General features: G+C 36.9%; 21 protein-coding genes. 10 read left to right on the top strand and 11 right to left on the bottom strand.

What is annotated here, in order from left to right; genetic code table 11:
• Positions 1–182 precede the first annotated feature (182 nt).
• Positions 183–2,366, top strand: coding sequence for a TonB-dependent receptor (locus P278_RS12400; RefSeq protein WP_038267301.1), 2,184 nt, complete (start codon positions 183–185; stop codon positions 2,364–2,366).
• Between the two features lie 49 nt (positions 2,367–2,415).
• Here the strand turns inward: P278_RS12400 and P278_RS12395 are convergent, their stop codons facing one another.
• Positions 2,416–3,525 carry a family 20 glycosylhydrolase gene (locus P278_RS12395; protein WP_051413574.1) on the bottom strand — a complete coding sequence of 370 codons (1,110 nt, stop codon included), beginning with the start codon at positions 3,523–3,525 and terminating at the stop codon, positions 2,416–2,418.
• A gap of 75 nt (positions 3,526–3,600) precedes the next feature.
• On the bottom strand, positions 3,601–4,041 hold the full coding sequence (locus P278_RS12390; protein WP_038267299.1) for a hypothetical protein: 441 nt from the start codon (positions 4,039–4,041) through the stop codon (positions 3,601–3,603).
• Positions 4,042–4,154: 113 nt separating this feature from the next.
• Here P278_RS12390 and greA point away from each other — a divergent pair, with 113 nt between their 5' ends.
• Entirely contained in the window at positions 4,155–4,628 is a 474-nt protein-coding gene (gene greA / locus P278_RS12385; protein ID WP_038267296.1) for a transcription elongation factor GreA, read from the top strand.
• A gap of 82 nt (positions 4,629–4,710) precedes the next feature.
• Positions 4,711–5,106 carry an HIT family protein gene (locus P278_RS12380; RefSeq protein ID WP_038267293.1) on the top strand — a complete coding sequence of 132 codons (396 nt, stop codon included), beginning with the start codon at positions 4,711–4,713 and terminating at the stop codon, positions 5,104–5,106.
• A gap of 7 nt (positions 5,107–5,113) precedes the next feature.
• Here P278_RS12380 and P278_RS12375 read toward each other — a convergent pair whose 3' ends face one another.
• Positions 5,114–5,449, bottom strand: a complete 336-nt coding sequence (locus P278_RS12375) for a hypothetical protein (RefSeq protein ID WP_038267289.1) — start codon at positions 5,447–5,449, stop codon at positions 5,114–5,116.
• Between the two features lie 11 nt (positions 5,450–5,460).
• Entirely contained in the window at positions 5,461–6,615 is a 1,155-nt protein-coding gene (locus tag P278_RS12370) for a sensor histidine kinase (protein ID WP_038267287.1), read from the bottom strand.
• A 119-nt stretch (positions 6,616–6,734) separates the two neighbouring features.
• Between P278_RS12370 and P278_RS12365 the strand changes: the two genes are divergently transcribed.
• From P278_RS12365 to aat, 4 genes are all read left to right on the top strand, one after another.
• Positions 6,735–7,610, top strand: a complete 876-nt coding sequence (locus P278_RS12365; RefSeq protein ID WP_038267286.1) for a flavin reductase family protein — start codon at positions 6,735–6,737, stop codon at positions 7,608–7,610.
• 5 nt (positions 7,611–7,615) lie between these two features.
• A complete protein-coding gene (locus P278_RS12360; protein ID WP_038267284.1) occupies positions 7,616–7,993 on the top strand; it encodes a DUF3127 domain-containing protein in 378 nt (125 codons plus the stop codon).
• A gap of 91 nt (positions 7,994–8,084) precedes the next feature.
• Positions 8,085–9,455, top strand: coding sequence for a short-chain fatty acid transporter (locus P278_RS12355; RefSeq protein WP_038267282.1), 1,371 nt, complete (start codon positions 8,085–8,087; stop codon positions 9,453–9,455).
• 200 nt (positions 9,456–9,655) lie between these two features.
• A complete protein-coding gene (gene aat, locus P278_RS12345; RefSeq protein ID WP_038267276.1) occupies positions 9,656–10,303 on the top strand; it encodes a leucyl/phenylalanyl-tRNA--protein transferase in 648 nt (215 codons plus the stop codon).
• Here the strand turns inward: aat and P278_RS12340 are convergent.
• The gene (locus P278_RS12340; protein WP_038267951.1) at positions 10,293–10,865 is read right to left on the bottom strand and encodes a DNA-3-methyladenine glycosylase I; all 573 of its coding nucleotides are present in this window, start codon (positions 10,863–10,865) and stop codon (positions 10,293–10,295) included. The two genes, aat and P278_RS12340, sit on opposite strands and share 11 nt — an antisense overlap.
• 159 nt (positions 10,866–11,024) lie before the next feature.
• On the opposite strand from P278_RS12340, the gene P278_RS12335 reads away from it, so the two are divergent.
• Positions 11,025–11,654 (top strand): thioredoxin family protein, encoded by a 630-nt coding sequence (locus P278_RS12335; protein WP_038267274.1) that lies wholly within the window; start codon positions 11,025–11,027, stop codon positions 11,652–11,654.
• On the opposite strand, the gene P278_RS12330 is transcribed toward P278_RS12335, so the two are convergent.
• From P278_RS12330 to P278_RS12310, 5 genes are read right to left on the bottom strand one after another with little or no spacing between them, the layout of a single operon-like run.
• On the bottom strand, positions 11,619–12,338 hold the full coding sequence (locus tag P278_RS12330) for a hypothetical protein (RefSeq protein WP_038267270.1): 720 nt from the start codon (positions 12,336–12,338) through the stop codon (positions 11,619–11,621). The two genes, P278_RS12335 and P278_RS12330, sit on opposite strands and share 36 nt — an antisense overlap.
• A 48-nt stretch (positions 12,339–12,386) precedes the next feature.
• Positions 12,387–13,073: a tRNA pseudouridine(55) synthase TruB gene (gene truB, locus P278_RS12325; protein ID WP_038267950.1), complete on the bottom strand. Its 687-nt coding sequence runs from the start codon at positions 13,071–13,073 to the stop codon at positions 12,387–12,389.
• Position 13,074: 1 nt separating this feature from the next.
• Positions 13,075–13,872 (bottom strand): undecaprenyl-diphosphate phosphatase, encoded by a 798-nt coding sequence (locus P278_RS12320; protein ID WP_038267268.1) that lies wholly within the window; start codon positions 13,870–13,872, stop codon positions 13,075–13,077.
• Positions 13,873–13,886: 14 nt separating this feature from the next.
• On the bottom strand, positions 13,887–14,162 hold the full coding sequence (locus tag P278_RS12315; RefSeq protein ID WP_038267266.1) for a DUF3098 domain-containing protein: 276 nt from the start codon (positions 14,160–14,162) through the stop codon (positions 13,887–13,889).
• 9 nt (positions 14,163–14,171) lie between these two features.
• Positions 14,172–15,050 carry a cell division protein FtsX gene (locus tag P278_RS12310; protein ID WP_038267264.1) on the bottom strand — a complete coding sequence of 293 codons (879 nt, stop codon included), beginning with the start codon at positions 15,048–15,050 and terminating at the stop codon, positions 14,172–14,174.
• A 231-nt stretch (positions 15,051–15,281) separates the two neighbouring features.
• Here P278_RS12310 and P278_RS12305 point away from each other — a divergent pair, with 231 nt between their 5' ends.
• Positions 15,282–16,214, top strand: coding sequence for a ketopantoate reductase family protein (locus P278_RS12305; protein WP_038267260.1), 933 nt, complete (start codon positions 15,282–15,284; stop codon positions 16,212–16,214).
• On the opposite strand, the gene P278_RS12300 is transcribed toward P278_RS12305, so the two are convergent.
• Positions 16,207–16,977: a patatin-like phospholipase family protein gene (locus P278_RS12300; protein WP_038267257.1), complete on the bottom strand. Its 771-nt coding sequence runs from the start codon at positions 16,975–16,977 to the stop codon at positions 16,207–16,209. The two genes, P278_RS12305 and P278_RS12300, sit on opposite strands and share 8 nt — an antisense overlap.
• A gap of 277 nt (positions 16,978–17,254) precedes the next feature.
• Between P278_RS12300 and leuS the strand changes: the two genes are divergently transcribed.
• Positions 17,255–20,068 carry a leucine--tRNA ligase gene (gene leuS / locus P278_RS12295; protein WP_038267254.1) on the top strand — a complete coding sequence of 938 codons (2,814 nt, stop codon included), beginning with the start codon at positions 17,255–17,257 and terminating at the stop codon, positions 20,066–20,068.
• Positions 20,069–20,228 lie beyond the last annotated feature (160 nt).

The following is a 20,228-nucleotide window of genomic DNA, read 5'->3' as shown; positions in this document are numbered from 1 at the left end:
AGATCATACCCATTGAACCTAGAACAGGTAATGCTGTTTAGGAACAAGATGCTACAATAAGGCTCATTAGTGATGTATTAGTTTCTTAAAAGTAGCATAGAAATTTATTTTTTGCAAGAAAAATGTAATCAAATCGTTTTTAAACCTCAGAATAATCCCCTTTTATTCGTAAAATACTATGAATGAAACAGTTATTTAGTTGTGTTGTATTGCTTTTTTTATGTGCCTTATCAACATTTGCTCAAACCAATAAAGTAAAGGATTCGACTTTACAAGAAGATGAAACCATTTCATTGGATGAAGTTTTGGTTTCAGCTATTCGAGTAACATCAAAGACTCCGGTTACTTTTTCCAATATGAGTAAAAAAGACATAAAGAAACGAAACCTTGGACAGGATATTCCTGTTTTAATGAATTACCTGCCTTCTGTGGTTACGACGACAGACGCTGGTGCAGGGGTGGGTTATACTGGTATTCGCGTGCGAGGAAGTGATGCTACCAGAGTTAATGTTACTATTAACGGGATTCCTTATAATGATGCCGAATCTCAGGGAACTTTTTGGGTTAATATGCCTGATTTTGCTTCATCTGTTGAAAATCTTCAGTTGCAAAGGGGAGTTGGAACTTCAACCAATGGTGCTGGAGCTTTCGGAGCTAGTTTAAATCTTTTGACAGATGCTATTTCTGAGGAGAGTTATGGAGAAATTTCAAGCTCTGTTGGGAGTTTTAACACACAAAAACATAATATTAAGTTTAGTACAGGGAAGTTGAATGATCATGTTGAGATTTCCGGGCGATTGTCTTTAATTGAGTCTGATGGCTACATTGACAGAGCTTCATCTGATCTTAAATCTTATTTTCTGCAGGGAGCTTATGTTGACGAGAGCACCCTTATTAAAGCTTTGGTTTTTGGAGGGCATGAGATCACTTATCAGGCGTGGAATGGAATTGATAGTGAAATGTTGGAATCGGACCGACGTTTCAATACTGCCGGGATGTATACAGATGAAGATGGGAATGTTCAGTTCTACGATAATGAGGTGGATGATTATAAGCAGGATCATGCGCAATTGCATTGGAACGAAAAGTGGAATAGTAATTGGAATACTAATTTCGCATTACATTATACATATGGTAGAGGATATTTTGAGCAGTATAGGGAAGATGAATCTTTTGAGGATTATAATCTGGAGCCAATCACCACGGCTGATGGAGAAATAAGTTCTACAGACCTGATAAGACGAAGATGGTTAGATAATGATTTCTATGGAACTACATTCTCTGCAAATTATCAGGATGATAATTTCGATCTTATCTTAGGAGGGGCATGGAATAAATATGAAGGTGATCATTTTGGAGAGGTTATATGGGCAAGATATGCTTCCAATAGTGAAATCCGCGATCGCTATTATGACGATAATTCTGTAAAAACGGATTTTAATATTTATGGGAAAGCCAGTTTTATGTTGACTAATAAGTTGAGTCTGTTTGGTGACTTGCAATATAGGAGGGTTACGTATAAAGCGAATGGCGAGGATACCGGGTTGGTAGATGATGAATTTGACTTTTTCAACCCTAAAGCGGGGATCACTTATAATGTGAATAATCAAAATAGTATATATTTTTCATACGCTAGAGCTAACAGAGAGCCCAATAGAAATGACTATGAGAATGGAAGTCCGAAACCGGAAAAACTGAATGATTTTGAACTGGGATGGAGGTATGGATCCAAAGCTGTTAAGTGGAATCTGAACGCTTATTATATGCGTTACAAAGATCAATTGGTGTTAACCGGGGAGCTAAATGATGTGGGTGCTCCACTAAGAGAAAATATTGGTGATAGTTACCGATTAGGGGTTGAGGCTGATGCAACCATTGTTTTTAACAGTAAGTTTATTGTACGCCCAAATGTATCCTTGAGCACAAATAAAAATATAGATTTTTATTTTGAAAGAGATGGAAGTTTAAGAGATTTAGGTAATACTACCATAGCCTACTCTCCAAGCTTTGTAGGGTCTAATATTTTTACATATCTTCCGGTTAATAACCTCCAGTTTTCATTGTTGTCTAAATATGTATCTGAGCAATATATGGGGAATATTGATTCAGATGGCTCAAAGCTTTCAAGTTATTTTGTGAATGATTTTAATGTTCAATATGAAATTCAGACAAACACCTTCATTGATTCCATAATTCTTACAGGTTTGGTGAATAATATTTTTGATAAAAAATACGTTTCAAACGGATATTTCTATACATATGATGATAACTGGACAGACCCTAATCAGGTAACTACCATTGAAGGGGCAGGTTATTATCCTCAAGCCGGTATAAACTTTCTGATAGGAGCTACGTTTATGTTTTAGGGTTAGAAATATGAACGTAGTAGAAAGTTTCAAAAGACCCTGTGTACAATTACATGGGGTCTTTTTCTTTTAACTCATTCTCATGTATGGTTTTTATCATGGTATGGAATGAAGCGGCCTGACTTTGCTCTTTGGAGCGATTTTTTTCATTTTTATATTCATCCATGAACTTTTTTGCTGGTGACCAAACAGTTTGAAGCATTCCCTGGTAATGTTCCTTCATTTTTTCAGTTGCATTTTTCCTGAAGAAATAAGTCATTTCTACCTGGGTTTTGGTGATTTCCGGTTTTCGCCAAGGACATGTTAGTACATCAAATCCTTTCATGGCGAAGAGGGTAGCGGTCGGTAAGGCATTTTCGTAATGCCAGTCACATATTACAACGGACTTGTTGATTAAATCAATTGCCCTGGCTGTATTGTTCATGCTGGCTTCCCACATCCCGATTCCTGTTGTCTTACCATCGATAAGGCGGTCTCCCCATATCCATAACCTAATGTTCTTTTGCGAAAGATGGTTTGAAATCTTATTAACCTCATTTGCAAATAACTCGGCTGGGTCTCTTCCATTACAGCGTTCACAGTTTTGATGAGCGAGATAAAATACTTCATCCATTCCAGCATGAAATGAAGTTGCCTCAAACACATCAACGATTTCATCAACTAAATCGAACACAACCTCATGTACTTTCGGGTGCAGGGGACAATAACTTTTACAATAAAGTCCGTCATCGTTGGGCCATTCATATTTTTTTGGAATAACAACATCAGGGGTTTCATCAAATTCCGGATAAACCTCTAAAAGTTTATTTGTTTTTTCCGCCCATGATTGATGACCTAACAAGTTAATCTGCGGGATGAGATCAATATTGTGTTTTTTGCAAACACCAAGAATATCTTTTATTTCTTTTTTGGTTAAGGGACTGTTCCCTCTTAGTTCGGGCCTCGAGACATAGGTATAATTAAAATCGATACGCAGTACCAGTGTGTTAATTCCGTCAGGCCCTAACTCGTCGTCTATAAATTGAACAAATTCATTCACGTATTCTTTGCTCGGAGCCGCAATACATAGCCCTTTTACGGGTAATTTCTCCTGTGCTACCAACAGGAGGGAATTAAAGAAGGTCAGGATGCAAATGGTAATAATCTTTGTTGATTTCAAAATAAGAAGTAATTGGTTATCACTTAAAAGTAATAACAATCAGTTAGATAACAAAGTTTATTGGGTATATTGGTATTAGTTAAAAATTGTTACAACGTTGTCATTTGCAGTGGTTCTGTAGATCAAGAGTTCATGGATTTTTTTATCGGCGGGAATTTCTGAGAGCATGGTTCCGTTAACCAGGCTATACTCATAATCTTCGCACGAGCACTTGCACATGTTTCCATTAATAATAGTCATTGTAGAACAACTGCTGGGAGTATGGTTGGGGCAACTTGCCTCCCATGCCAGAAATTGACCAAAACCTGCATTGTATACGAAAACCCCTTTTAAGCCAACACCTTCATTACCTATGTAAATTGCACTTCCAGGGTTTGCTAAACTTCCATATAATGGAAGGTTGAGGTTGATTTCAAAAGAGAAATTGGTTTCCGGCAGGTATGGATTTCGGGTGCTTGAATCATTGCTGCACGCAAGAAATATAAAGGAGCATATGTACGTAATAATTTTTTTCATTTTCAAAATTTTTAGCAAAATACAACAAAAACAAACTTCAATAAAATTTTGTATATTTGTCTAAATCCTCTTTGGAATGAAGGGGATTTTTTCTATTTATAAACGATGAAGTTATGAGTAACGTATCTTATTATACAGCAGAAGGATTAAAAAAATTAAAAGAAGAGTTGGATCACTTGAAGAGTGTCGAACGTCCAAAAGCATCTCAGGCGATTGCAGAAGCCAGGGATAAAGGAGATTTGTCCGAAAATGCAGAATATGATGCCGCGAAGGAAGCACAGGGTCTTTTAGAAATGCGTATCTCAAAATTAGAAGAAACGGTTGCCAACGCCAGGCTTATTGATGAAAGTCAGCTTGACACTTCAAAAGTACTGGTGCTCTCGACCGTAAAAATAAAAAATCAGGCAAATGGCATGGAAGTTAAGTATACTTTGGTGGCAGAAAGTGAAGCTGATTTAAAGAGTGGTAAAATATCGGTTAATTCACCAATTGGGAAGGGACTGTTAGGTAAAAAAGTAGGAGATGTAGCTGAAGTTAATGTGCCAAACGGAACTCTCAAATTTGAAATTTTAGAAATCACCAGATAAATAGTAGGATATCTGAATTAAAGGAATCCTTTCTGTTCAGGAAAGGATTTTTTATTTTTATAGGATCACAAAAGCAGAAAAAATGGCAAGTATATTTACAAAAATAATCAATGGAGAAATTCCTTGTTATAAGGTAGCTGAAAATGAAAATTTTCTGGCGTTTCTGGATATAAATCCCAATGCCAAGGGCCATACCCTATGTATTCCAAAAAAGGAAGTGGATAAGATCTTTGATTTGGATGAAGAGACCTATATGGAGCTTATGGCTTTTTCAAGAAAAGTAGCAAAAGCTATAGAGAAGACTGTTGTATGTAAACGTGTCGGAATCTCCGTTATAGGTTTAGAGGTGCCGCATGTTCATGTGCACTTAATTCCTCTCAATGAAATGAAGGACGCTACCTTTCAACATAAAGTTAGTTTAGATCAGGAAGAATTCGTACAAATTGCTGAAAAGATAAACGCAGCCTTAACAGAATAAAGTAAATTCAATACCACAAAAGCAGTGCTGCTATAACTGATAGTAATAGTGTTGCTATTAGTATAATACCTAATTTTGTTAGCTTAAAAGCTGATTTGGGCGATAAGGTTTTATAATAGAAATCGTATACTCGTTCAATATCCTCGGTCCATTTAACCGGGTATATCTGTTGTTTACATTTTTGGCAGAAAATTGAATGATTTATTTTTTTAGTTAGCTTTTCAAAAAAACCATTTTTAATCTGTTCCTGATAAAAGGTTAGTACCATTGCTTCCTGGGCATAACACTCAGGACAGTTATTCGCTAAAGTAAAATCTTCAATTTTAAGTTTATTGGGCTTCATGAGTTAATTTATTAATCTTCTTTCTTTAAAATAATTTGAATAGTTGTTCCTTTATCGATTTCAGAGTTAAGAACTTTTACTTTCCCTTTGTGATAATCTTCAATGATTCTTTTAACCAGGGAAAGGCCTAATCCCCAGCCTCTTTTTTTGGTAGTAAATCCAGGTTCGAAAATCTTATTATATAGTTGTTTTGGTATGCCTTTCCCTGAATCGGATATAAGAATACTGACATAGTTTTTATCGTCAGTTACCTCTATGATTAGCAATCCTCGTCCTTTCATTGCATCTATCGCATTTTTAACCAGGTTTTCAATTGTCCAGCTAAAGAGTTGTAAGTTGATTAAGGCATAAATTTTTTGGTCAGGCGCTTTAAATTTAAATTCGATTAGGTCAGAACTTCTCGCTTTAAGATATTCGTAGCTTTTTCTTGTTGCATCAACAATATCATGTCTTTCTAAGTCCGGGATAGATCCTATTTTAGAAAACCTCTCAGTAATGGTATGTAATCTGCTTATGTCTTTTTCAATTTCACTAATAATGGTATTGTCTACATTTTCGGATTTTAAGAACTCTGTCCATCCAAGCAAGGAAGATAAAGGAGTTCCGATCTGGTGAGCTGTTTCTTTAGCCATGCCGGCCCATAGTTTGTTTTGTTCCGACATTTTATTGGTTTTGTAATAAAAATAAACAACGGTACCGAATAGTAAAAAGATGAGTAAAAGAGCAATTGGATAATATTTTAATTTTCTTAAGAGGTCAGAGTTCCCATAATAGAGGGTTCCCATAAACTTATCTTTATAGGAAATTCTAATCGAAATGTTTTCTTGTTCAAATTCTCGGATTTTTCGTTTCAGGTATAAGGTGTCTTTTGATTTTTCAGAGTCGAGATTTCTCGGTTCCATTTTACCATCTGCCCTTAGGTAAATCATGGGAGTGGAATTGTTATTTTTAAGCACCTCCAGTGTAAGATTCCCAAGGTCTTTATTGAGATCGACCGTTTGAATAAATTCAGCGTATGCTGCAGCCCACACTCTCATTTTGGCCTCTTCTTCTTCCTTAAATCGCTGAAAGAATATGTATGTATTCCATAGAATCAACGATGTAATGATAAACGAAGCTGCAATCAATATCCATCGCGTTGTGCTTTTCTGATCGCTATAATCCATATACGTAAAAAAATCTTTACAACATAAATATAAAGGAAAACCATTAAATTTATTGTTTTGACATATTAAACATTTTTCAGGCTCTTGCAGATTGGTTATTTTTGCTCAAAACTATACACATGCTAACAATTAATCCTAAAGAAATTCCTACGGCTCAATTACATGGTTACATGTTGGGGGCTGTTGCGCCCAGGCCAATAGCCTTCGCCAGCACTATTGATGAGGAGGGAAGGCCAAATTTGTCTCCATTTAGTTTCTTTAACGTATTTAGTTCTAACCCTCCGGTTATGATTGTTTCTCCCAATAGACGTGTACGAAACAATACGACAAAACATACTTATGAAAATGCAAAGGCGACCAAAGAGATGGTAATCAATGTGGTTAATTACGACATTGTTCAACAAATGTCTCTGGCAAGTACGGAATATCCCGAAGGTGTAAATGAGTTTGAGAAAGCCGGGTTAACAATGCTTAAATCTGAAGAGGTAAAACCATTCAGGGTTGCGGAATCTCCAGTACAGTTTGAGTGTAAAGTTCGTGAAATCATCGAATTGGGGGATGAGGGCGGCTCTGGAAATCTTATTTTGTGTGAGGTTGTTAAGGTTCATGTGAATGAAGATATCTTGACCTCAGATGGCAAGATTGACCAGTATAAAATTGATCTTGTTAGCCGATTGGGAGGAAATTGGTATGGCAGAAGTCGGGAAGGGCTTTTTGAAGTACCAAAACCATTATCTACTATGGGAATTGGGGTAGATCAGTTGCCTGATCATATTCGCCTGAGCAAGGTCTTGACTGGAAATGACCTGGGGAAATTAGGAAATATAGAAGCATTGCCAACAGCAAATGAAATTGAAGATTTTATTAATTCAGAGATTAAATTAAATGGTACTTTAGAGGAAATAACCGAGGATGAGCTTCATAGGTTGTCTCAGAAATTTTTAAATAATAATGATGTGCTTTCTGCCTGGAAAGTTTTACTTGCAAAAAAATAGAAATAATGGAAATACAAGGAAGAATTAAAATGATTGAAGAAACTAAGACCTATGGAAGTAATGGTTTTAGAAAAAGAGAGTTGGTGGTAACAACGGAAGAGCAATATCCACAACATATTTTAGTGGAGTTTGTTCAGGATAAAACCGATTTGTTAAACAACTTTAATGAAGGACAATTGGTGAAAGTGAGTATTAACCTAAGGGGTAGAGAATGGGTAAACCCACAAGGTGAAACTAAATATTTTAATTCTATTCAGGGTTGGAGAATAGAAAACTTACAACAAGAACAGCAGGCGCCCGATCTTCCACCTGTTCCTCCAGCAGATGCTTTTGAGCCGACAAACGATTTTAAAGAAGAGAATTTTGATGACCTGCCATTTTAGTAGGTCGCATAATAAAATTTAAAGAGGGGCGGTTGTCCCTCTTTTTTGTTTATATGGTTTTCAGTAATTTGATCAAAATATTTTTCACCATATGAACTTCACCGCTTTTATCGAAAACATATTTAGAAAATATGTGCCCTCTCCATTTACGATTGCTGTATTGCTGACCTTGTTAACTATATTGTTAGCTTTTATCTCTATACCGGAGCATGATGCTGATGGATTTATACAGGTTTTGAGATTCTGGGAAGCAGGTGTTTGGAATAATAGTTTGCTGGTTTTTGGGTATCAAATGATGCTTATTCTGGTTCTCGGGCATATTTTGGTTTTAAGTAAACCCATGAGTAGGCTTATTTCTCTGTTGGTGGAGCGTGTTAAGGATACTGGCAGTGCTGTTGTTTTGGTGAGTATTAGTACCATGCTGGTGTCATTTTTTAATTGGGGACTTGGTCTTATTTTTGGAGCTATCATAGCCAGAAAGGTCGGGGAATATGCTCAGAAAGAAAACATTCCAATTAATTACCCTTTGGTTGGGGCTGCGGGATATGTAGGTCTGATGATATGGCATGGAGGTTTAAGTGGATCTGCACCCTTAAAAGTCGCCGAAGAAGGGCATCTAAAAGATATAATGAGCGGTGCTGAACCTGAATTACTAAATCAGTTACCTACTCAGATAGGCACCTACGAAACGATTTTCAGTTGGTGGAACTTAATGCTCTTTGGAGTGTTACTTATGGTAATCCCCATTGTATTAAAATACCTGGCTATAAAAACAAAACCTAAAAAGACTTATTTAAAAACATATAAATTAGGAACAACAGAAAAGTTAAAGGGAAATGGAGCAGACCAACTTGAATTCTCCCCTTGGGTTGCATTATTGTTTGGGATTATCATATTGCTGGCATTTATTGCACGGTATTGGCAATCATTATCTCAATTTAACATTACCCCTAACATGCTTAATTTTTTTATGTTGGGATTAGGGATTTTGCTTCATGGTAATTTTCATAGTTTTCTAAAAGCTTTGAATGAAGCCATTAAAGATACCTCGGGAATATTAATTCAGTTTCCCTTGTATTTTGGAATCATGGGACTAATGAGTGAAAGTGGGATGATAACTCAAATTTCAGATTTCTTTGTGTCTGTAGCGAATGACTTAACTTTACCTGTTTTAACATTCGTTAGTGGCGGACTGGTTAATATTTTTGTGCCAAGTGGAGGCGGTCAATGGGCCGTTCAGGGGCCTGTTGTTTTAGAATCAGCATTAAAATTGGGGGTGCCACTTCCGAAAGCTATAATGGCCCTTGCCTATGGGGATCAGATAACAAATATGTTACAGCCTTTTTGGGCTTTGCCTTTATTGGCTATTACAAAATTAAAGGCTAAGGAAATTTTGCCTTATACTCTTATTTTGATGTTGGTAGGATCTGTAGTTTATTTGACAGGACTTTTATTGCTATAAAAAATCCCGTTAAAGAATAACGGGATTAAATGTTGTGGTTTTAGGTTTACCTTTACATCAAACTCAAAAAGCAATGATGAAAATAATATTAACAGAATGTAAAGGTATGAACAAAAGTGAGTAATTTTTTCTATAAAAGCAATACAAAAATCATTTTTTTCCTGTTTTTCAATCAACTACTAAATTTATTTATTTGAAGGATGTTTTTTTTAAGTGATAAAATAGAATTTCCGGCCCTGGAGTTAGCTTCTTCAGATGGGCTTTTGGCAGTTGGTGGAGATCTTTCTCCTGAAAGGTTGATTTATGCTTATCAGCATGGTATTTTTCCGTGGTTTGATGAAGGCTCAATGATATTATGGTGGAGTCCGGATCCGAGAATGGTGTTATATCCTGATCGATTGAGACTGTCTAAAAGTATGAGACAAATCTTGAGAAGCGGAAAGTTTAGAGTTACTTACAACCAGAATTTTGAAGAAGTGGTGCGTAATTGTTCAACAATTAAGCGTAAAGGAGAGGACGGTACCTGGATTACTAATGAGATGATTACTGCCTATAAGAAGTTGCATGATTTGGGTTATGCCAAATCTGTGGAGGTTTGGAATGGTAATCACCTTGTTGGAGGTTTGTATGGTGTGGATTTGGGTCATGTGTTTTGTGGCGAGAGTATGTTCTCTAAGGAAAGTAATGCATCTAAAGTTGCGTTTATTTCTTTAGTTAAAGATCTTATGCATAAAAATTATCAATTGATAGATTGTCAGGTGTATACCGATCATCTTGCCAGCCTGGGTGCCGAAGAGATACCCAGAGATGAATTTTTAAAAGTTTTAAATAAAAGGGTTAAGGGATAACTTCCTTATATCTGAAGCAACTAATCTCGTGATCATTTACCATCCCGGTCGCCTGCATGTGGGCATAAATTACTGTAGAACCTACAAATTTTAAACCACGTTTTTTCAGGTCTTTACTGATTTGATCTGATAGTTCTGTATTGGCTGGGGCTTTTTTGTAATTTGTTAATTGGTTTTGAATCGGTTTTCCATTAACATATCTCCATATATAATTACTAAAGCTTCCAAACTCATTTTGAATTTGTATAAATGCCTGAGCATTGGTTACCGTAGCTCTTACTTTTAGTTTGTTTCTTATAATTCCTTCGTTTTCCAGTAGTTCTTGTATTTTCGTTTCGGAGTAGCTGGCTATTTTTTTATAATCAAATTCGTCGAATGCTTTTCTGAAATTTTCTCGTTTTCTTAAAACTGTAATCCAGCTAAGTCCTGCCTGAAAAGTTTCAAGAGTAAGGAATTCAAAAAGTGTTTCGTCGTCATAAACAGGAACTCCCCATTCTTCATCGTGATATGCTTCATATAATTGATCTCCTTCGCACCATCCACAACGTTTTTTTTCTTTCATGTTTTCTTTTTTAAGAACCCTTAAAAGTACTATTTTTTTATGACCAAGGCAGGTGTAAGTTTTCAAATAATGAAACGTCCAAGGTACTTCATGGCTTAAAAATAAAAGCTGATAATTGTTAGCTTTTTTTAGTCAGGGATGTGTTTATTTTGCAGATGTATGGAAGTATTGGTTAATAAAACAATTGAGCGTAGCTTGGAGCAAGCTATCTCATACGGGAAATATAGGGAGTTGGTTGAGTTCCTTGCTTTGGAAGGAAAGTCAAGTGCTCCGGAACAAAGTGAATCGATGACTGAATTTACGGTGTTGAATGACCGGCGAATGAAAAGATGGGATAAAACCATGAGTCTTACTAAAGAGGTATTGGCAACGGTTAAGGAGTTGAACAGGTCGGTTCGGTGGTTGGTTCTTACTGAGAGTTGGTGTGGTGATGCAGCACATGCCTTACCGGTAATGAATAAGATTGCAGAACAATCTGATAAAATACAATTGGAAATTGTTTTCAGGGATCAGCATGAGGATCTTATGAATATGTTTTTAACCAATGGAGGTAAATCGATTCCGAAACTTATTGCGATTGACATAGATAGTCAAGAAATTATTGGCACCTGGGGGCCTCGACCTGCGACAGCCACCCAAATGGTCGAGGATTATAAAGAAAAATACGGTAAGCTAACTCCTGAATTAAAGCAGAACCTTCAGGTATGGTATAATAAAGATAAGGGACAATCAATAGCAAATGAGTTATTGGAGTTACTCCCCCTGGAATTGGTAGGTGATGGTTCCTAACTGATCTGGTTTTTGCAAGTCTTTATTAAATTTTGCCTGAAGTGCATAGTTAATGGCATTGTCAATAAGGCAGCCATTTGAGGTGGTTGAGCTGGATTTGTTATATGTAGCTTCAACCACATTACCATAAGAATCCACTTTGATATTTATAACTACCTTACCAAAGGAGTCACATGTATAAACGGGATTAGGGATGATTCTTTTTGATCGACCGATCAAAGAGTATGAAATGGTAGTTTTACGCTTAATATTAACATCCTTGTCTTCGGAAGATTTTTTGTTGAGTTCAGCCATTTTTTGGCGTTGCTCTTTTAGTTTTTCTTTATACTTGGCAGTAGCACTGTTTAAAGATAAATCATTGAGTTCATCAGGGCTGTCTTCTCCTTTTGCTTCTTGTTGTTCTTGTTGAAGTTCTTCTAGCGTTTTGAACTCTTCAAGTTCATCGTTGAAACGACTTTTTACTTCTTTTTCAGCTTCATTATAGGCTTCGTGGGTTTCCAGTTCAGCAAGATCAGGTTTAAGTTCTTCTTTGAATTCCTCAGGAATCTCTTCCTCGTACACCATTTCATAGCGTATCTCGTCCTCCTGTTTCCCTTGTAATCGAATATTGAAAAGGGTCAATACGAATAGGGCCAAAATGAAGAACGAAATCATTAATGATAATTGTTTGTTGTTGGGGCTCATGATTACAATTTCTTCTCCCTAAATATAAAAGAAAAATAGAAATATCCTCTATAAACTTTCTGCAAATGCTTCGGGCGTTATTGCTTTATCTACGTTGAAATCCCCTATTTTGGTTCTTCTCAATTCAGATAAATGAGCACCGCTGTTGAGAGCTTTGCCAAAATCATGCGCTAACGATCGGATGTAGGTACCTTTACTACAAACCACTCTAAAATGTATTTCAGGCATTTCTATCTTTGTGATTTCAAATTCTGAAATTTTGATAACACGAGGATTAACTTTTACTTCTTTGCCTTCCCTCGCAAATTCGTAAAGTCGTTTGCCATCTTTTTTTAAGGCTGAAAAGACAGGTGGAATCTGTTCGATTTCTCCAATAAATTTATTGGTTGTATCAAGGATAAGTTCCGAAGTAATATGTTCTGTAGGGTAGGTTTGGTCTATAGTTGTTTCCAGGTCGTACGAAGGTGTCGTTGCGCCGACTGTAAATGTTCCGGTGTATTCTTTTATTTGTCCCTGGAGTTCAGGGATTTTTTTAGTGTATTTACCAACACATATAACCAGCAATCCTGTGGCCAACGGATCAAGAGTTCCGGCATGACCAATCTTAATTTTTTTGATCTTGAATTTTTTGAGGATTGCCCATTTCATTTTATTTACCGCTTGAAAAGAGCTCCAATTCAATGGTTTGTCAATCAACAGTATTTTTCCTTCCTTCAATTCTTCTAATGCGTACATGTTAACTGTAATAAAAAGAATAAACAATAGCAATTGTGCCAACGATCAGGCAATAAATAGCAAAGTAAGTCAGTTTGCTGCTTTTTACCAATTTTATCATCCAGGTACAGGCTAATAGCCCGGATATAAATGCTGCTATGAAACCTATAGCCAACGGGGTGAATTGCTGTGATTCAAAGGTGATGTTGCCTGAGGCAACTTCTTTACAGATGCTTCCAAAAATTAAAGGAACCACCATTAGAAATGAGAAACGCGCGGCTTTAGTTTTATCAATTCCCAGTAAGACTGAGCTTGAAATTGTTGCCCCGCTCCGTGAAATTCCCGGAAGCATCGCAACCGCTTGAGATATTCCAATAATAAAGGCGTTTCCATAAGTTACATTTTTGGAAGTGTCTTTAGCACGATCTGCCAGAAATAGTAAAAGGGCAGTTATCATAAGCATAAAACCAACTAACTGAATGTTTTCACCAAATAACTGTTCTAGCTGTTCCTCGAAGAAAAGACCTATAAAAACAGCCGGAATCATAGAGACTATAATCTTTAGAGAGAAAATGGTTTCTTTATTCCATTTAAACTGAAACAGGCCTTTAAGAATGTAACGCACATCTTTTCTAAAAACTACTATGGTACTCAACGCAGTTGCAAAATGTAAGACGACTGTAAAAATTAAACTTTCCTGGGGAATGGAATCATCCCCTAAAATAAACTTCCCAAGTTCTAAATGTCCGCTGGAAGAAACGGGTAAAAATTCGGTTAATCCCTGGATTATTCCAAGAATTATGGCATCAATTATATCCATTTAATCTGGTGTGGCTATTTGGTGTTTTTGTTTTCCTTGTTCGGGTTTAACAGAATTCCATAAGCTTCAATGGCAAAACCAATTAATACCAGAGTTGGTGCAAGCCTGATTCTTCGGAAACTAAAAATTTCAGGATTAAAAACATTTGGATCCTCACTGCCACCTCCGCTCATCAGGATAAACCCAAGGGCAATAACAGCCAGACCGATAAACATTACGATGTAATTCTTCTTTTGAAAAACGAAATCGTGATTAAATTTATGATGTTCTTTTTGTTGATTCTTTTTCATAATGTGATTTTAATAGTACAGATCGTCTGTTCTAAGGTTCAGGAACCGTTGAGTTGCAATAAAGGTACTTATTGTGGTAATTACAATACTGATGATAAAAATACCTATAAATAATACTACCAGCCAAACCGGATCATCCAGGATATCGAGTTGGGGTAAACGGCCATCAGCATAATAGAGTACTCCTGACATGGCCAAAATTGAAACGGTTGCACCTACCATGCCAAGTTTAACATTTCGCCAAATAAATGGTTTTCGAATAAAAGCTTTCGTAGCCCCAACCATTTGCATGGTTTTAATAATAAATCGGTTGGAGTATACCGATAAGCGTATGGAGCTGTTTATTAAGAGGACGGCTATAAGCGTGAAAACACCACTGGCTATCAAGATCCATAAACTAATTCGCTTTATATTATCATTAAGAAGTGAGATTAACGGTTGGTCGTATGCTACTTCGTCAACATAATTTTTCTCTGTAAGACCTGCGGCAATATTTTGAAGGCTGTCAGGATGAACATAGGCTGCTTTCAAATGGACATCAATTGAATTTTGTAATGGATTGTACCCTAGAAAATCCATAAAGTTCTCGCCAATTTCCTTGCTGTGTTTTTCAGCTGCCTCGTCTTTTGAAACGAATACAGCAGATTTTGTGTAGTCTGCCATGGCTAAACTTTGCTGAAGCTGCTTGATTTCAACATCTTTAGCCTGATCTTTTAAAAAAACAGTAACCGCAACCTGCTCTTTAAAATGATCCGCCAGTTTTTTAGTGTTTAAAATCAAGATCCCCAACATTCCCAGTAAAAATAATACTAAAGCTATACTTAGCACTACAGAAAAGTAGGATGAAATTAATTTTCGTTTTTGGTAACGTTCAAAAGAATTGCTCATTATTAATACGATTGCTGGTGTAAAAGTAATAATACCATTTATAATTTGAAATTGCTGTACAAAAAATGAATTATTTTTTGTGTAAAGTGCAAGGAGAAAAGAGCCTTTAGCGTGTGTTTCTCATTCGACTTGACTTTTGACCGTGATATAAAAGGTAACATTTTAAATAGATTATTATTAGTTTAATGTGTATTGTAGTAATTTTATCATTAATAATAATAACTCAAAGTCATGCGGATTGTTGTATACGGGATAGGTGGAGTTGGCGGATATTTTGGGGGGAAATTGGCGAAAACCAGTCATAAGGTAAGTTTTATTGCGAGAGGAAGACATCTGGAGGCTATTCAGAGAAATGGGCTTCAGGTAAAAAGTATTTATGGAGACTTTGTCGCTGCGCCTAATACTGTTACCAGTGATGTTCATTCTTTGCATGCTGCAGATCTGATTATCGTGTGTACTAAATCGTGGCAGGTAAATGATGTGGCCAGAGATATTAAGCCTTTGGTTTCGGAACATACGATGGTGCTTCCATTACAAAATGGGGCAGACAATGTGGATAAATTAATTAATGTCCTTGGAAAGGACAACGTTATCGGAGGGTTATGTCGAATTATTAGTTTCGTGGAATCTCCTGGTGTCATACATCATAAAGCATTTCATCCACAGGTGATGTTTGGAGAATTGAATAATGAAAAGTCAGAGCGAATTCAGCTTCTTAAAAAAGTTTTTGATGAAGCTGGTTTTGACAATTTGATTGCTGATGATATTCAAGCCGCCATATGGAAAAAGTTTTTGTTCATATGTACGATTAGTGGAATTGGGGCATTGACCAGAGCGGAAATGGGAGTGATGCGTGAAAATTCGTTTGTAATGGAGGTGATGCGTAAGACAGCGGATGAAATTTTGAAATTAGCTCAAGCCAAGGGAGTTCATTTAACTCAAAAAGATGTAGAAGCTGTTTTTGAAGGAATAGCGAATCAGGATCCTCATACCACTGCGTCTATGCAGCGGGATATCATGGAAGGAAAGCCATCCGAGCTAGAGGATTTTAATGGTTACGTGGTTAGAGAGGCAAAGAAATACGGGATTGAAGTGCCGGTGAATGAATTTATATATCATTTATTACTTCCCCAAGAGAAGAGAGCGAGGGCAAAATTTAAATAGTGCCTAAAATTACATTCATTTCTTTCAAGGCGTGTTCGTAGCCCATGGTGAATGCTTTGTCGATCATTTTTGTGTCCAAAACACTAATTTTATCTATGTTTTCAGGCAGGAAAACATAATTACAGCTTTTGAATTTATTGTAATAATTCGCATCTAATCCTATATGATATACCCGTTGAATTAATTTTAAGGTGGTATTAACTTCTGATTTTTCTACTTTTCGGATAGGGTTGACAAAACTTCCTAAAATGACCTCACAATCTTTTCGCAAAGGAGCTATTGGAAAATTATTCAGGATACCTCCGTCAGAGTATAAATCACCATTGATTTCGATTGGAGAGAAATAAGGGGGTAATGCCGAAGAGGCGATTAGGGGCCTGATAAGTTCTCCGGAATTGAAGAACTCGGCTCGGCCTGTGGTAATATTTGTTGCGGTAACCGTAAGAGGTATTTCCAATTCTTCAAAGTTAATTGCTTTGAAGTATTTTTTAAAAATATGATGGTATTTGGCACTGTCCATAATCCCTGGTTTGTTCATAGCGAATAGTGAAAACTTGAAAACAGGTGTTTCCTTGAAAAAAGAAATCATTTCTTCATGGTCATAGCCAGAGGCGTATAAAGCCGCAACCAAAGCGCCGCCACTTGTGCCAGACATCGCAGCAGGTTCAATTCCGTGTTCTTTCAGTGCTTTTAGAAATCCGACATGTGCCAAGGCTTTAACCCCTCCGCCAGAGAGTACAATTCCAATTTTCTTTTCAGACATGCAGCGTTAATTTTGAGTAAAAGTAAGAATTTTTAGCGTTTTTGAATGTGTTTGTTGCTGATGTTTAATCGGTTAAAGAAGTATTCATTTCTTTTTCAGAGTCATGCATTAATCGTATTTTTGCCCACCGAATTATAATAATTGTTTGTTAGATCAAACCAAAGGTCAGAGTTTTAAAAAAGATGAAGCCGACTTACTGAAATAGTCTTACCAATTATAAGGTTGTTTTAGTTAATGAGGTTGCATGTGACTGTTGAAAAGCAATAAAAAGAAACACATGAAATACAATTTCAACGAAATTGAAGCCAAGTGGCAGAAGTATTGGAGAGAAAACAAAACATTTAAGGCTGAAAATAACAGCGATAAGCCAAAATATTATGTGCTTGATATGTTTCCTTACCCGTCAGGGGCGGGACTGCATGTGGGGCATCCGCTTGGTTATATAGCTAGTGATATTTACTCGCGATTTAAACGTCATCAAGGGTTTAATGTATTACATCCAATGGGGTATGATTCATTTGGATTACCTGCTGAACAGTATGCGATCCAAACTGGTCAGCATCCTGCAATTACTACCGAGGCGAACATCACAAGATATAGAGAGCAGCTCGATAAAATTGGTTTTTCTTTTGATTGGAGCCGAGAGGTGCGTACCTCTAATCCTGATTATTATAAATGGACCCAATGGATTTTTATTCAGTTGTTTAATTCCTGGTATAATGTTGATGCTGATCGTGCGGAGGATATTGCAGGGTTGATTTCTGTTTTTGAAGTAGCGGGGAATGCACAAGTAAACGCTGTATGTGATGATGATGTAGCGGTTTTTACAGCTGCAGAGTGGAACGAATATACCTGGGAGGAAAAGCAGTTAATTCTGCTAAAATACAGGCTTACATATTTGGCAGAAACAGAGGTGAACTGGTGTCCGGCCTTAGGTACTGTTTTGGCCAATGATGAAATTGTTAATGGAGTTTCAGAGCGAGGAGGTCATCCGGTCGTGCGTAAAAAGATGATGCAGTGGAGTATGCGTATAACAGCCTATGCTCAAAGACTACTGGATGGTTTAGACAGGCTTGATTGGCCACAACCTTTAAAAGAATCTCAAACTAATTGGATTGGTCGTTCGAAAGGGGCGTCAGTGAAGTTTAAGATTGATGGTCATGATGAGTTTATTGAGGTGTTTACTACACGTCCTGATACCATATTTGGGGTTACTTTTATGACTTTAGCACCAGAATTGGATTTGGTAAAGACAATAACAACAGCCGAACAGGAGGAAGCGGTTGAGTCGTATATTGAGGCTACAGCTAAACGAAGCGAACGTGACCGTATGGCTGATGTGAAAACTATTTCCGGAGCTTTTACCGGAGCTTATGCAATTCATCCGTTTACTGAAGAAAAAATCCCGATTTGGATTGGGGATTACGTACTGGCTAGTTATGGTACAGGAGCTGTAATGGCGGTTCCTTGTGGCGACCAACGTGACCATGATTTTGCAAATCATTTTAATATTCCAATAAAAAATATTTTTGAAGGTGTTGATATCACCGAAGAGGCATTTGCTGATAAAGACAATACTAAAATTGCCAATTCAGATTTTATTACCGGATTAGGTTTTAAGGAAGCGACCCAGCTGGTAATTGAAAGACTGGAGGCTATGGGACAGGGTGAAGGGAAAATTAATTATCGCCTGAGAGATGCAGTTTTTAGTCGTCAACGTTATTGGGGTGAGCCATTTCCTGTATATTATAAAAAGGGTATGCCGCAGATGATCGAAGCGGAACATCTGCCAATTCGTTTGCCGGAAGTAGAGAAGTATTTGCCAACTGAAACAGGAGAGCCGCCATTAGGTAATGCCAATGTATGGGCTTGGGATACGGATAAGAATGAAGTGGTGAGTAATGACCTTATCGATAACGAGACCGTATTTCCATTAGAGCTTAATACCATGCCTGGCTGGGCCGGATCTTCATGGTATTTTAATCGCTATATGGATGCAACTAATGAAAATGAATTTGCGTCTCAGGAGGCTTTAAATTATTGGAAAGATGTCGATTTGTATATAGGCGGTAGTGAGCATGCTACCGGACATTTGTTGTACAGTCGTTTTTGGCAGAAATTCTTATTTGACAGAGAGTTATTGCCTGTTGATGAATATGCGAAAAAGCTGATTAACCAGGGAATGATCCTGGGAACCAGTGCTTTTGTTTACAGGGTAGAAGGAGAAAATAAATTTGTTTCCAAAGGTTTAAAGAATAATTATAAAGTGCAGGCAATACATGCGGATGTTTCTTTTGTAAATGCATCAGATGAGTTGGATGTTGAAGCCTTTAAGAACTGGCGTCCTGAATTTAAAGATGCAGAGTTTGTTTATGAAGAGGACAAGTATCTGGTTGGACGAGAAGTTGAAAAGATGTCGAAGTCTAAGTACAATGTGGTTAATCCTGATGATATTTGTGAAGAATACGGAGCAGATACTTTGCGATTGTATGAAATGTTCTTAGGACCATTAGAACAGGCAAAACCATGGAATACTGCCGGAATTACCGGTGTTGCAGGATTCTTGAAAAAGTTATGGCGTTTGTATTTTGACGATAACGGATTGGTGGTTACCGATAATGAGCCGAGTAAAGAATCTTTAAAAACGTTGCATAAGACTATTAAGAAGGCTACAGAAGATGTTGCTAATTTTTCATTCAATACTTCAGTATCCGGTTTTATGATTGCTGTTAACGAGTTGACCGCTCATAAATGTCACGAGCGAGCCATTTTGGAACCTTTGGCTATTTTGATTTCGCCATATGCTCCTCATATTGCGGAGGAATTATGGGCAAGCCTCGGTCATGCAGAATCGATAAGTATGGCAAAATGGCCTGAGTTTGATGAGAAGCATTTGGTAGAAAGTAGTAAGGAGTATCCTGTGTCTTTTAATGGTAAAATGCGTTTCAAAAAAGAATTGCCATTAGACCTTACTAAGGAAGAAATAGAAAAGGTAATTATGGCGGATGAGCGAACTCAAAAACAATTGAATGGAAGAACTCCGAAAAAGGTGATTGTAGTTCCCGGAAAGATTATTAATATCGTCGGTTAAGACGCTAAAGAGTATTCATGTATAGGGGTCAACGGTATAAATATTGACATTTATACCGTTGACCCTTGTTTTTTAGGGGGAGTATTATCTTAAAATCAGTATTTTATCGAATAATTTGATGTTTTTTGAGCAGCACCTATGTTTTATGAGTAATTGTAAC

Source organism: Zhouia amylolytica AD3, assembly GCF_000511935.2.
Taxonomy (GTDB): Bacteria; Bacteroidota; Bacteroidia; order Flavobacteriales; family Flavobacteriaceae; genus Zhouia; species Zhouia amylolytica.
The sequence above is the reverse complement of the archived record's forward strand: the minus strand, read 5'-3'. Positions and strand labels throughout refer to the sequence as shown.

Bases quoted from the DNA above. Each gene is read 5' to 3' on its own strand.
- P278_RS12400 (WP_038267301.1), top strand. From the start codon at position 183: ATGAAACAGTTATTTAGTTGTGTTGTATTGCTTTTTTTATGTGCCTTA.
- P278_RS12390 (WP_038267299.1), bottom strand. From the start codon at position 4,041: ATGAAAAAAATTATTACGTACATATGCTCCTTTATATTTCTTGCGTGC.
- greA (WP_038267296.1), top strand. From the start codon at position 4,155: ATGAGTAACGTATCTTATTATACAGCAGAAGGATTAAAAAAATTAAAA.
- P278_RS12380 (WP_038267293.1), top strand. From the start codon at position 4,711: ATGGCAAGTATATTTACAAAAATAATCAATGGAGAAATTCCTTGTTAT.
- P278_RS12375 (WP_038267289.1), bottom strand. From the start codon at position 5,449: ATGAAGCCCAATAAACTTAAAATTGAAGATTTTACTTTAGCGAATAAC.
- P278_RS12370 (WP_038267287.1), bottom strand. From the start codon at position 6,615: ATGGATTATAGCGATCAGAAAAGCACAACGCGATGGATATTGATTGCA.
- P278_RS12365 (WP_038267286.1), top strand. From the start codon at position 6,735: ATGCTAACAATTAATCCTAAAGAAATTCCTACGGCTCAATTACATGGT.
- P278_RS12360 (WP_038267284.1), top strand. From the start codon at position 7,616: ATGGAAATACAAGGAAGAATTAAAATGATTGAAGAAACTAAGACCTAT.
- P278_RS12355 (WP_038267282.1), top strand. From the start codon at position 8,085: ATGAACTTCACCGCTTTTATCGAAAACATATTTAGAAAATATGTGCCC.
- aat (WP_038267276.1), top strand. From the start codon at position 9,656: ATGTTTTTTTTAAGTGATAAAATAGAATTTCCGGCCCTGGAGTTAGCT.
- P278_RS12340 (WP_038267951.1), bottom strand. From the start codon at position 10,865: ATGAAAGAAAAAAAACGTTGTGGATGGTGCGAAGGAGATCAATTATAT.
- P278_RS12335 (WP_038267274.1), top strand. From the start codon at position 11,025: ATGGAAGTATTGGTTAATAAAACAATTGAGCGTAGCTTGGAGCAAGCT.
- P278_RS12330 (WP_038267270.1), bottom strand. From the start codon at position 12,338: ATGAGCCCCAACAACAAACAATTATCATTAATGATTTCGTTCTTCATT.
- truB (WP_038267950.1), bottom strand. From the start codon at position 13,073: ATGTACGCATTAGAAGAATTGAAGGAAGGAAAAATACTGTTGATTGAC.
- P278_RS12320 (WP_038267268.1), bottom strand. From the start codon at position 13,872: ATGGATATAATTGATGCCATAATTCTTGGAATAATCCAGGGATTAACC.
- P278_RS12315 (WP_038267266.1), bottom strand. From the start codon at position 14,162: ATGAAAAAGAATCAACAAAAAGAACATCATAAATTTAATCACGATTTC.
- P278_RS12310 (WP_038267264.1), bottom strand. From the start codon at position 15,050: ATGAGCAATTCTTTTGAACGTTACCAAAAACGAAAATTAATTTCATCC.
- P278_RS12305 (WP_038267260.1), top strand. From the start codon at position 15,282: ATGCGGATTGTTGTATACGGGATAGGTGGAGTTGGCGGATATTTTGGG.
- P278_RS12300 (WP_038267257.1), bottom strand. From the start codon at position 16,977: ATGTCTGAAAAGAAAATTGGAATTGTACTCTCTGGCGGAGGGGTTAAA.
- leuS (WP_038267254.1), top strand. From the start codon at position 17,255: ATGAAATACAATTTCAACGAAATTGAAGCCAAGTGGCAGAAGTATTGG.